This is a genomic window from Empedobacter sp. UBA5924 (genome assembly GCF_002431085.1).
Classification (GTDB): domain Bacteria; phylum Bacteroidota; class Bacteroidia; order Flavobacteriales; family Weeksellaceae; genus Empedobacter; species Empedobacter falsenii_B.
Window position 1 is genome coordinate 28,404 of sequence record NZ_DJDM01000004.1, and the last position, 12,776, is coordinate 41,179.

13 protein-coding genes and 1 pseudogene are annotated in these 12,776 nt (G+C 31.4%); 11 read left to right on the plus strand and 3 right to left on the minus strand.

Annotated elements, in window-relative coordinates; translation table 11 throughout:
- Nucleotides 1-27: 27 nt before the first annotated feature.
- From B3792_RS00865 to B3792_RS00905, 9 genes and pseudogenes are all read left to right on the plus strand, one after another.
- Nucleotides 28-960, plus strand: a complete 933-nt coding sequence (locus B3792_RS00865; protein ID WP_371202067.1) for a cbb3-type cytochrome c oxidase subunit II — start codon at nucleotides 28-30, stop codon at nucleotides 958-960.
- A 1-nt stretch (nucleotide 961) separates the two neighbouring features.
- Nucleotides 962-1,228 carry a hypothetical protein gene (locus B3792_RS00870; protein WP_038330325.1) on the plus strand — a complete coding sequence of 89 codons (267 nt, stop codon included), beginning with the start codon at nucleotides 962-964 and terminating at the stop codon, nucleotides 1,226-1,228.
- A 10-nt stretch (nucleotides 1,229-1,238) separates the two neighbouring features.
- Entirely contained in the window at nucleotides 1,239-1,643 is a 405-nt protein-coding gene (locus tag B3792_RS00875) for a hypothetical protein (protein WP_038330326.1), read from the plus strand.
- A gap of 242 nt (nucleotides 1,644-1,885) precedes the next feature.
- Nucleotides 1,886-4,009, plus strand: a complete 2,124-nt coding sequence (locus B3792_RS00880; RefSeq protein ID WP_409450512.1) for a catalase — start codon at nucleotides 1,886-1,888, stop codon at nucleotides 4,007-4,009.
- Nucleotides 4,010-4,286: 277 nt separating this feature from the next.
- Complete coding sequence (locus tag B3792_RS00885) at nucleotides 4,287-4,802, plus strand: pyridoxamine 5'-phosphate oxidase family protein (protein WP_291068608.1); 516 nt, start codon at nucleotides 4,287-4,289, stop codon at nucleotides 4,800-4,802.
- 129 nt (nucleotides 4,803-4,931) lie between these two features.
- On the plus strand, nucleotides 4,932-5,180 hold the full coding sequence (locus B3792_RS00890) for a GlsB/YeaQ/YmgE family stress response membrane protein (protein WP_125350635.1): 249 nt from the start codon (nucleotides 4,932-4,934) through the stop codon (nucleotides 5,178-5,180).
- Nucleotides 5,181-5,261: 81 nt separating this feature from the next.
- A complete protein-coding gene (locus B3792_RS00895) occupies nucleotides 5,262-6,257 on the plus strand; it encodes an SDR family NAD(P)-dependent oxidoreductase (protein ID WP_291068611.1) in 996 nt (331 codons plus the stop codon).
- Nucleotide 6,258: 1 nt separating this feature from the next.
- Nucleotides 6,259-6,580 (plus strand): annotated as a pseudogene (locus B3792_RS14100) (DNA ligase-associated DEXH box helicase); the annotation flags it as partial.
- A gap of 160 nt (nucleotides 6,581-6,740) precedes the next feature.
- Nucleotides 6,741-7,010, plus strand: coding sequence for a hypothetical protein (locus B3792_RS00905; protein ID WP_291068613.1), 270 nt, complete (start codon nucleotides 6,741-6,743; stop codon nucleotides 7,008-7,010).
- 30 nt (nucleotides 7,011-7,040) lie between these two features.
- On the opposite strand, the gene B3792_RS00910 is transcribed toward B3792_RS00905, so the two are convergent.
- On the minus strand, nucleotides 7,041-7,877 hold the full coding sequence (locus B3792_RS00910) for an isoaspartyl peptidase/L-asparaginase (protein WP_291068615.1): 837 nt from the start codon (nucleotides 7,875-7,877) through the stop codon (nucleotides 7,041-7,043).
- A 1-nt stretch (nucleotide 7,878) separates the two neighbouring features.
- Complete coding sequence (locus B3792_RS00915) at nucleotides 7,879-8,778, minus strand: cyanophycinase (protein ID WP_312068474.1); 900 nt, start codon at nucleotides 8,776-8,778, stop codon at nucleotides 7,879-7,881.
- Between the two features lie 130 nt (nucleotides 8,779-8,908).
- On the opposite strand from B3792_RS00915, the gene cphA reads away from it, so the two are divergent.
- Nucleotides 8,909-11,518, plus strand: coding sequence for a cyanophycin synthetase (gene cphA, locus B3792_RS00920; RefSeq protein WP_291068617.1), 2,610 nt, complete (start codon nucleotides 8,909-8,911; stop codon nucleotides 11,516-11,518).
- A gap of 46 nt (nucleotides 11,519-11,564) precedes the next feature.
- Complete coding sequence (locus B3792_RS00925) at nucleotides 11,565-11,723, plus strand: lmo0937 family membrane protein (protein ID WP_115000514.1); 159 nt, start codon at nucleotides 11,565-11,567, stop codon at nucleotides 11,721-11,723.
- A 257-nt stretch (nucleotides 11,724-11,980) separates the two neighbouring features.
- On the opposite strand, the gene B3792_RS00930 is transcribed toward B3792_RS00925, so the two are convergent.
- A complete protein-coding gene (locus B3792_RS00930; protein WP_291068619.1) occupies nucleotides 11,981-12,451 on the minus strand; it encodes a hypothetical protein in 471 nt (156 codons plus the stop codon).
- Between the last annotated feature and the right edge of the window lie 325 nt (nucleotides 12,452-12,776).

Genomic DNA, 12,776 nt, shown 5'->3' on the forward strand with positions numbered 1-12,776 from the left:
GGGGCAGCCCTTGGTCTTTTTCTCTTCTTGACTACATATATTGCAATTATTCCTGCCTTAGAAAATCAAAAAATAAATCAGCCATTACCACGACAATCAAAAGAACTCTCTGCAGATGAACAAGCGGGAAAAATGGTTTATATCGAGAATGGATGTGTTGCTTGCCATACTCAGCAAGTACGCAATGTAGAAATGGATAATGTATTTGGAAAACGTCCAAGTATACCTGCAGATTATGCGATTAATAAGCGATTAGATCTTTGGAGAAATACAGCCAATTTAATGGGAACAGAACGCACAGGACCAGATTTAACAAATGTGGGAGAAAGACAACCTAGCGATGATTGGCATTTGATTCACTTATATCAACCTCGCGCAGCTGTTGCACAATCTATTATGCCTGCTTATCCTTTTCTTTTTATCGAACGTGATTTTCTACATAAGGATGATGTTGAAGTAAAAGTTCCTGAGAAATTTGTTAAACGTAATAAAAAGATAGTTGCGAGTAAAAAAGCTTTACAATTAGTTGCTTATTTAAAATCTTTAAAACAAACTGAATTTACAGACGATAGTAGTGTACCTGATTTTTTATACAAAAAGAAGATAAAAAGTAACAATGGAAGTGAAACGATGTCCAATTTACCAAATGGAGAGGAATTATATACGGCTAATTGTGCTACTTGTCATCAAGCAAATGGTGAAGGAGTTCCTGGAGCATTTCCTCCTTTAAAAAATAGTCCTGTAGTTACAGGAGGAGCTTTAGAATTATATGTTACTATAATTATGAAAGGATATGATCCCCGTCCTGAATATGCAACTATGCCAGCAGTGGGGGAGAATGCAGGTTTTACAGCAGAAGATGTAGCAGCTATAATAAATCACGAACGTTCAAGTTGGGGAAATAAGGCAAAAAAAATTACTGCTGAAGAAGTACAAGTCATCTTAGATAAAATAAAATAATATGAATAAAAGAGCTAAAAATAATATGTGCTTTGTAAGTATATTCCTAACATCAGCTTTGTTTGCATGTGATGCATGTCAATTGCAACAACCAAAAATCACACAGAATTTTACACATGGAACAGGTCCTCAAAGCGATTGGGATTGGTTTATTGTAGTAATTGTTATTCTAATTACATTATGGACTTTTATTCTATCCCTAAAATATTTATTTAAACCAGGAGAAAAAGAAAGTGGACACATAAAAAATTTATTTTATTCAGATTAAAACAGATCGTATGAAAAATGACAGAAGCAAAATATTTTTATTTTTAGATGATCAATTGCAGCCGATTGCAGAATTGGACGCACCTACTGTTTTTGATTTAGATACAGAAAAGATGGTTGATGGAGAACATTTTTTAAAAATAGTTAGTCGTTCGACAACGGGCAAAGAAGGAATTAAAATCATACAGTTTACTGTTACAAACGGACCTTTTATTCAAGTAGAAGGAATAAAAAATAAGTCTATTTTAAATGGAACTGTTTCACTTATGATAAATGCTTACGATAAAGGAAAACAAAAAAGTTTTTTAATTAATGGTAGCGAAACACCTAAAACTATTCCTTATTGGATATGGATACTTATAATTTTGTTCATTGGATGGGCTATATATTATGAGATTACTAGTTATGCTGTTTAAAAACAATGTGATAATAGATTAATAAAGTACGTTTTAGATATATTTAATTAAATATCTTGTTGTTATTTAAATGAATTAATTTTTGTCATATAATTAATATTTGGCACTCTAATTGATTTATGTCATAATAAATTTATATATAAAATAAACAAATAACAATAAAGCTATAGGTTTTGTGTTGATTTTATTTTTTCTTATTACGTTCTATTCGTCAATTCTAATTCATTAATTAATATTAGCATATGAAAAAATCAAAAAAATCAGATCTTAAATCAGAACAAATGAGTCAATTTACAGTTGATAATTCGAATCAAAAATTGACAACTAATGACGGTGTCTCTATCTATGATAATAATAACACCTTAAAAGTTGGAGATAGAGGACCTTCCTTACAACAAGACCATATATACTTTGATAAGTTGGGTCATTTCGATCGAGAAAGAATACCTGAACGTGTTGTACATGCTCGAGGTAGTGGAGCTCACGGAATATTAGAAATACATGAGGATATAAGTGAATATACATGTGCAAAATTTCTTCAAAAAGGTAAAACGACTCCACTATTTATTCGTTTTTCAACCGTTGCAGGATTTAAAGGATCTACAGATTTAGCTAGGGATGTTAGAGGATTTTCTGTAAAATTTTACACAGAAGATGGTAACTATGATTTAGTTGGAAATAACATTCCTGTATTTTTTATTCAAGATGCTATGAATTTCCCTGATTTAATACATGCTGTTAAGCCAGAGCCAGATAAAGAAATTCCCCAAGCTGCTTCAGCGCACGATACTTTTTGGGATTTTATTTCATTAATGCCTGAATCTGCGCATATGATAATGTGGGCGATGTCTGACCGAGCAATTCCTCGTAGCCTTAGAATGATGGAGGGGTTTGGTGTACATACATTTAAATTGATTAATGAGAAAGGTAAAGCAACTTTTGTTAAATTCCATTGGAAACCTCGATTAGGAGTACATTCTGTAGCATGGAACGAAGCTCAGAAAATTTCCGGATTTAATTCTGACTTTCATCGTCAAGATTTATGGGAAGCTATTGATACAGGTAATTTTCCGCAATGGGATTTAGGTGTTCAACTAATTCCTGAAGAAGATGAATTAAAATATTCTTTTGATTTATTAGATGTAACAAAGATAGTTCCAGAGGAATTAGTACCCGTTAAAATTATTGGCACAATGACACTTAATAGAAATCCAGACAATTTTTTTGCTGAAACAGAACAAGTGGCTTTCGACCCCGGAAGAATTATCCCAGGTATAGATTTATCGGATGATCCTTTACTGCAAGGTCGTGTTTTTTCGTATATGGATACACAGAATTATAGATTAGGAGGAGGAAACTTTCATGAAATTCCTATTAATAGATCATTAAATCAAAAGCACAATAATCAAAAAGATGGAACTGGCAGAATAGATATTCTCAAAGGAGGAGTAAGTTATTTTCCGAATAGCAAAGCTTCTGGTTGTCCATATCATGCAATGTTAAAGGGAGAAGAAGGTTTTCAATCGCATGAACAAAAGGTAGAAGGAAAGAAAGTAAGGGCTAGATCTGATTCGTTTGCTGATCATTTCTCGCAAGCAACCTTATTTTTTAATTCACAATCCAAACCAGAAAAACAACATATTATAGATGCTTTTAGTTTTGAATTGAGTAAGGTTTCTGATCCAAAAATTAGAGAGAGACAAGTTGCTATACTTTATCAAATTGATAAAACTTTAGCGCAAAAAGTAGGTGATAATCTTGGAATTATACCTCCAAAAAAGTTGGATGAACTGACATTAAGTTTTGCAAGGCAAAATCATCCCAATTATCCTCGGCAAACTAAAAAACAAGAAATAAATTCATCTGATGCTTTGAGTATGAAAGTAAAAGAAGGTGAAGGAACTATTAAAACTAGAAAAGTAGCCTTTTTAGTTGATAATGGTGTTTCTAAAAAAAGTGTAGATCAATTAAAAAAAGCTCTGGAAAAAGAGGGAGCTGAAGCGGTATTAATTTCATCTAAAGTAGGTGAGCTAACTTATGAAGAAGGAAGTAAAGAAAATATTTCCCATAGTTATCTTACAGATCCTTCAGTTTGTTATGATGCCGTTTATACACCATCAGGTAAATCAATTGAATCTTTAAAATCTAATCCAGATTATTATGAATTTATTAATGATTCTTACAGACATTGTAAAATATTAGCATTTGCTAAAGGTGCAGGTTCGTTAATGGATAATTCGTTTGTGAAACCTGATAGAGGAGTGATTTTAGAAGATGAAAATGAGAAGTGGATTGTGGATTTTATTCAAGTAATGAAATTACATCGTATTTGGGACCGTGAAGAAGAAAGGAAGGTTCCATCATAATAAAATGTTTAACGTGATATAATTATAAAATTTATACAAATGATCTTACAACTTAGTCCTACAATACTTGTTGATACCCCTATTGGTAGAGGCCATACTATTTTTATAATTGATTATGGTATGCATCAAAATTCATGTTGGGTTGTAACGATGGAAAAAAATGGCATTGTAAAACATTTTGATAGCAATGACATTATAGTTTGTACAAATTTTACTTTTCATATCAATGAGGAGAAAAATTGTTTTAATCACAATTCAGAAATAAAAAAATAAAATTATGGGAAATGCACAGTCACCGACAGAAAATTTGAGCGGAAATAAAGCCATTGAAAAGATAAAATCTATTGCTGAAACTGCCCAAACTTGCTTTTTTACCACTAATATTGACGGTAATACCACAAGTAGACCAATGGCTCTTCAAAAAGTAGATGAGGTTGGTAACCTCTGGTTTTTGAGTGATGTTCGTTCACTGAAAAATGATGAAATTGAAGCCAATCCTAATGTAGAACTGTATTTTATGAATAATTCTAAATACGAATACATCTTTATTAAAGGAAAAGCCAGTGTTTCAAAACATAAAACTTTAATTAATAAATACTGGACCAATTTTGCAAATGCTTGGTTTGATGGAAAAGACGATCCTAATATCAGTTTAATAAAAGTTTCGCCAAACGATGGTTATTATTACGAAACCAAAGACAATAAGTTTATTGCCATGTCGAAAATGCTTTTCGCCGCCGTAACGGGAAGCGCAATTGAAGACGGAGGAATTGAAGGTGAACTAAAACTGTAAAGAATAATTCATTGTCTTCTACAATGCTAATCAATTAAAGAAAATGCAGATACAAACCATTTATGGCATTGCATTTGTAACATTTTTTTTAATTAACGCAATTTATTAATATTTAAAAAATCACACATTATGGGAATTTTAACATGGATTATTTTCGGACTTATCGCAGGAGCAATTGCAAAAGCTATACACCCAGGTAAAGATCCAGGTGGTTGGATAGTGACAATAATTATTGGGATTATAGGTGCAGTAGTTGGAGGTTGGCTTGGATCGATGATTTTAGGTGTTGATGTAAGCGGATTTAATATTTCTAGTTTTTTAGTTGCAATTGCTGGAGCAGTTTTGTGTCTAGCAGTATACAGAATGATATCGAAATAATAGATTATTAAATTAACGATTAAAATACTATGAAGTCTCAGAACTCTGAGACTTTTTTGTTTAATATTACTATTTTAAATTATGAAAAATACAGCTATTGGATTAATTACTAAAACAGCCGTAATTACTGGTGCTTCAAGTGGTGTTGGCTTAGCTACAGCACACTTATTTGCTCAAAATGGCTATCAATTGGTTTTGGCAGCACGAGGTGTAGAAGGTTTAGAAAAAGCAGTTTCAGAATGCAATGCTTTGGGAGGAAAAGCGGTTTATAAATCTACCGATGTGTCTAATGCAAGTGAAGTGAAAGATTTAGTTGAGTTTGCTCTGAAAGAATTTGGACGCATCGATGTGTGGGTGAATAATGCAGGTGTTATGGTAAGTGGAAAATTTGAGGAAATTCCGATCGACATAAATGAACAAGTAATCAAAACCAATTTAATGGGGTATATGCACGGAGCGTACTTTATTTTACCTGTTTTTAAAGAACAAAATCAAGGCATTTTAATTAATAATGTTTCCATTGGAGGTTATATGCCTGCTCCATTTAGTTCGGTAAATTCCGCAACGAAAACTGGTATTAAAGGGATGATGAGTGGTTTACAGAGTGAATATAGCGTGTATCCTGAAATTCATATTTGCAATATTTATCCTCAAGTGCAACAATCTACTGGAAATATGCATTCCGCTAAATTCTCGGGTTTAGATTTTAAAATTCCTCCGTTTGCAGCAGACCCTAAAGATACCGCAAAGGTTATTTATAATTTAGTAGACAAGCCTAAAAACGATACTTTCCCAGACGCCACATCATTAATTCTTAAGATTGCACATGGTGCTTTTCCAGAAACTTTTACTAATTTGGCAACAGGTGTTTTAAGGCTAATGATGAAGGTAAAAAAAGGAAAAGATGATGAAGGCAATGTTTTACAACCTTCTGCGGATCCTCATGCTGTTTATGGAAAAATGGAGATTCCAGCTCTGTCCAAAACCAACAAAAAAATTATCGTGACATCGTTAGGAGTAGCTGTAGGATTTTTAGTTGCTAAACATTTAAAAAATAATTCAAAAAAACTGAATTAATTTGATACTGCTCAAATTCACATCTAAAGACATTTATTGCATTCCAGGGAAGTTTTAATATAGACCCGTGGCGACCGGTGGATTTAGCAGTCATTACGCACGGTCACTCAGATCACGCTCGAAATGGAATGAAGAAATACCTTTATCATCATTTCACCAAACCTATTTTACATTCCAGAATTGGCCGAAATATCGAATGCTAAAGTATCGGTTATGGCGAACAACTAATTATAAATGGTGTTAAAGTTTCATTACAACCTGCAGGTCACATAATCGGCTCAGCACAAATTAGGATAGAGTATAAAGGTTATGTAAGTGTAATATACTATATAAGCTTCTTTAATTTGTTTCATTAGCAATATTATTTAACATAAATATTTTATTTTAAACAATTTATACTCAAAAAAATATGATCATAATCATAAATTAAATACCATTAACTTGTTTAAATTACATTTAAGTTAAATTATAAATCAATAAGTTATGAAAGAAGAACACATAAATTTCAATTATCAAGAAATTGAGAACCTATTAAATGAGTTATATGATAAAGCATTTGAAAAAGGATTTAATACTTCAAAGGCATTTGATGGTGATCAATGTGAAGCTGATCCTAGAGAAGGTGTGATATTAAGTGAAGGCGGAGAAGTAGAGGGGAAATTAGAAAATAATAGTAAAACGAAAGAAAAAGCGGATATATTAACTTACATACATGCTAAATTATTTGATATATTAAATGATACTATGAATTAGTATTGTATTTAAAATTTTGATGGAGTTGAATTAAANNTTTAATTCAACTCCATCAAAAGAAGCAAAAACCATAGTTGGATGACTATCTTGATGAAATATATTTCCTAAATAATCAATACCAATTCCGCCAGCAAATCCTTCTATTTGTTTTAATTCTTCGAAACTTTTATGGAATGCGTCTTTTATTGACATTCCATCAGTAACACGAGTAACAATTTTTGCAGCCATTGCACCACTTACAATATCTTCTCCAACACCTGTCATACTTACACCGCAATATTGATTTGCATAATTACCAGCAACAGTAGCAGAATCTGAAATACGACCAGGGCTTTCAAAACCTTTTCCTCCAGTAGATGTAGCTACAGCAATATTTTTGTTTACATCTAAACAAACACAACCCACTGTACTTGTACGGTTGGAATTCAGTTTTTCTATAAATTCTTTTCTTCGTTGTTCTATTTCTGGATTAAAATTAGCGAAACCATTTTTATGAGCAAATGCTATCGCGCCTTTATCACCAAGAATTCGATCGTCGTAAGGTATTAACTTTTCAGCAACTTGTATCGGATTTTGTATATTTTCGATATTAATGACACCTGACATTCGGAGTGTTTTACCATCCATTAGTGCTGCACTCATACGGATAATTCCATCGGACTGAATTTGAGAGCCTAATCCAGCATTAAATAAAGGATTGTCTTCTAATAAACTAACGGTATACACGGCTGTTTGAGCTGCCGTATGCGTTGATAAATAATCATATCCTTTTTGTACAATTTTAATTAAAGCATTTTGCTTTTTAAACTTTGTTTCGGGATCTCGTTTTGATTCAGAAAAAAAGCCACCATGAATTATTATTTTCATCTTATTGATTATTATATTGTGAATCTTTGATTATAATTTTATTTTCATCAAAATGAAAAATATCATTTCGAGTCATCACATGAGAAATAATATGGCTGATTGAAATTGGATATCCAATGTCTACCTTTGATAAACTCGTATCCAAAATTTCTCTTCCATCAACCAAAATAACAGAACCAGAACCAATTGCTGTCATTTTGTTATTGTTATCGCTGATGATTAGTCCAGTGTCTTCACTAAGTCCAATTCCTATTTTCATAGGATTACCAGTTACAGCTTGGAATAAACGTCCAATTCTCCCACGTTGAATAAAATGTGTATCAACAATAATGGAATCTATTAACCCAAGCCCGCTGTTCATTTCCACCGCACCTTTTAATAATGCATCATTACTTGTGCCTTGATAAATCATACTAGAAGATGCGGCAGCAGCTCCTGCGGATGTTCCAGCATAAATAAAATCTTCATGATAATATTTTTGAAGAAGCTTTTGTTGAAAAGGAGTTCCACCGATAGTTGAAGTAAGTCTCAATTGATCTCCGCCACTAAATAAAACAACATTAGCTTCATCTAAACGTGCTAGCGAATCAGGATGTAAAGCATCTACACGTGTATTAATATCTAAATGTGCTACGTTTGTTGCACTTAATAGTTTAAAAGCTTTTATATAAGATTCAGCAGCAAGTTTAGGAGATTGTGAAGCTGTGGTTATAATTTCAATTCTTGAATTCTCTTTTAATTTCGATTCCTCAATAATCTTTTTTAAAATTCCATTCTGATAAAAAAAATCATTGAGTACTTCTTCCTTCGGTAAGTGAGAAGGAATGTTCTCAGCAGTATTTATTCCTCCTCCAACTATGATTAATTTTCCTTTTATACTCATATTAATTAATTTATTCATTTTCAATTTAATAAATATTGATAGGCTTGAACAAGTTTTAGTTCTTAAAAAAATAATAAAGTAATGTTAAATCCCTAAATAGGTCTAGTTCTTGTAAAAATATATTGAATAATTATAACACTTACCACATATGAAAATAGAAAATATATCGATTTTAAAAGGACCAAATTTTTGGAGTATTAAAAGAGAAAAACTAATCCAAATGCGATTGAATTTAGGTCGTTTAGAACAATTTCCAACGAATAAGATTGATGGATTTGCAGAACGTATACAATCATGGTTACCTACAATGTACTCGCATCGTTGTTCTGAAGGGGTAGCTGGTGGTTTTTTTACTCGTGTAAAAGAAGGAACATGGATGGGGCATGTAATTGAGCATATCGCATTAGAAATACAAACCCTAGCAGGTATGAATACTGGCTTTGGTAGAACTCGCGAAACAAATACTCCAGGAACTTATAATGTTGTATTTGCATATCAAGATGAAGAAGTAGGGATGTATGCAGCAAAGGCAGCTGTTAGAATTGCAGAAGCATTAATATCTAATTCATCTTATTCCATTTCAGAAGATATTAAAAATATGACTAAAATATGGAATTCAAATAAACTCGGTCCTTCTACACAAAGTATAATTAATGAAGCAGAAAACCGAAAAATACCATGGACACGATTAAATAATCATTCTTATATCCAATTGGGATATGGTAAAAATCAAGCTAGATTAGAGGCAACAATTACAGATAAAACCAACTATCTGGCTGTTGAGATTGCATGTGATAAATTTCGAACCAAACAATTATTAAAGGATGCATTTATTCCTATCGCTGATGGTGGTATAGGCGAAAATGAAGAAGATTTAAAAAAAATAATAGATAAAATAAATTATCCAATTGTTATTAAACCATATAATTGTAATCACGGAAGAGGAGTAACCACCAATATAAATGAATATGAAACTGCTGAAAAAGCATTCCAGAATGCACGAGAATTTAGTCAAAAAATAATCGTAGAAAAATTTGTAAAAGGGTATGATTTTAGAATATTGGTCATCAATAAAAAAGTAGTTGCTGCGGCTAAACGAATACCTGCTCATATAATTGGAGATGGAAAACTTACGATAAAAGAATTAATTCAAATTGAAAATGAAAACCCTAAAAGAGGAGAAGGTCATGAACAAGTTTTAACAAAAATTAGCATAGACCATCATACAATTTCATTATTAAAATCAAAAAACTACGATCTACAATCTATACCCAAACGTGCTGAAATAATTTATTTAAAAGCAACAGCAAATCTCAGTACAGGAGGAACATCTATTGATACAACTGAAGACCTTCATCCTGATAATATTATTATAGCAGAGAAAATTGCTAAAGTCATCAATTTGGATATATGTGGTATTGATATCATAGCATCCAATTTATCCGAATCTTTGTATACATCTGGTGGAGTGGTAATAGAAGTAAATGCAGCTCCCGGATTTAGAATGCATATAGAACCAACAAAAGGAATTTCGCGCAATGTTGCTTCTCCCGTTTTAGATATGCTATTCCCTTTTCAAAAATTACCAACTATTCCAATAATAGCAATTACAGGTACCAATGGTAAAACAACCACCACTCGTTTAATTGCACATATATTTAAAAACACTGAAAAAAATGTAGGTTATACAACATCCGACGGTATTTATATTAATAATCAGCTAATGGAGAAAGGGGATACAACAGGTCCTATTAGTGCAAAAAAAATATTGAATGATCCAACAATAGATATTGCTGTTTTAGAAACTGCAAGAGGTGGAATTCTGAGAGAAGGACTTGGATTTAGTGCTTGCGATATTGGTATAATAACCAATATTACAGAAGATCATTTGGGATTAAAAGATATCGATTCTTTAGAGCAATTAGCTAGAGTAAAATCTGTTGTTGTTGAAAGTGTGAAAAAAGACGGTTGGGCAATTTTAAATACTGAAGATTATTATTCAATGGAAATTTCAAAGAAATTAGCATGTCAAATTGCGTATTTTTCATTGGATGAAAAAAGTAAAGAAGTTCAAAAACTTATTAAAAATGGAAATATAGTCGCATTGTATACGCAAGAAAATATTGTAATACAGACTAAAAAAGAACGAATAGTTGTTGCGAATATTTGCGATATACCGTTAACAATGAATGGAAAAGCTATTTTCATGATTCAAAATGTTCTAGCTGCTGTATTAGCAGCATATATATCAGGTTTGCATGTTCCCCAGATTACGAAAGCGTTGAATACTTTTGTTCCAAGCCCTGATTTAACACCTGGTAGAATGAATATTTTTCAGTTCAAAGATTTTAAAATATTAATCGATTTCGCACATAACCCTGCAGGATACACAGCTATAAAAGATTATTTGTCTAAAGTGGAAGCAAATAAAAAAATTGGAATTATTTCAGGTGTAGGGGATAGAAGAGACGAAGACATACAAAAGTGTGGAAAAATAGCAGCGGAGATGTTTGATTATATTATTATTCGACAAGAAAGACACTTAAGGGGACGAACAGAGGAAGAAATTATACAATTGCTTGTAAAAGGTATTCATGAAGTTCAAGAGGATTTTCCTTATGAAATAATTCCGAATGAAATTGAAGCGATAGAACATACAATAAACAAAGCAGAAAAAGGTGATTTTATAGTCGCACTTAGCGATGCTGTTTCCAATGCTATAGAACTAGTGCAATTTCATATGAACAAAAATTCCTAAACAATTTAAACTATAAAAAGTAAATGTTTAATTAAAATCAAAATTTATGAGAAATCTAATTTCAATTATTGCTGTAGTATTACTTATTTTGTGGGCTATAGGTTATTTCGGATTCGGCCAAGCAGTAGGTCAATTTATTCACATATTACTTGTGCTTGCTATCATAGCTTTATTATACAGATTAATTACAGGGCGAAAACCTTAGTATAAAAAATAATCTGAAACAATTTTGATATATTCTTTCAGATTATTTTTTAATTACTATTTTGTGTTTTTTTACCTAAAATTAGATTTGCGCAACAGTTTCCAATGTAAACCTCCGATTCCGTTCAACAGGCTTTACTTCACTACTTTTATTTGTTATTTGTGTTCAGTGATTTCAATACTCTCATGCCCTCCGGGCAAGACGAAAGCTTAGTTATTAGCAGTAGCAATAACTATTTTAAAATAACTTCTATCGTTCTAAAGATTTTTTAGAGAAAGATATATTGTGAGTAAGCAGAAAAAGAAAATTATAGCATAGTGTAAAAGCTGGTAAATATTATGTCTTTTAAATGGATACTCTTTTTTGAAAACTTTGATTTTCGGATCAGGCTTTACTATATCTGAGTTTAGTTCATGAAGAAATGGATCGTACTTTATAATAGCATCTTTTGCACGTTTTTGGTGCATTTTAATATATGGCATTGTACTTTTAGTAAACTCTATTGCTATTAAATTTATTAATACAATGAATAAGAGCATTCCTAAAGATAATATCCAATTGAAATTTTGTGTATTTGTAATAGCTAAGGCTAATATTCCAGAACTAATTGTTAATACAAAATTGCAGAAATTCTCTCGTCTAGATTCAAGGTGGTCTATTCGTTCATATTGGATTTGATAGTATACTCTAAAGTTTTCTAAATCTAATTTTTTGGTTTCTTTGTTCATTTTGTAATTGGTTACCGCTAACATTATTTTTTACAAAGTAATAACAAATATACAAACAAAACTATATTGTATACCTTATTGTGTAAAATATAAAACTTCGCTTAAAACACATAGCGAGGTTTTATATTCTAATTTTTATTAGAGATATCAAGTTGTTTAAAGTTATCTATGAAATGAAGATTTTTTATTAAAAATTTATACGTTAATTTGAAAAACAATTAACTATAAACCCGTTGTGCATTTTAAATAATTTGAGTTTTTAGCTTATTAATATTTCGATTAAAGTATGTTTTAGTAATGTACTGAACCACAGTAAGAGCAGTAA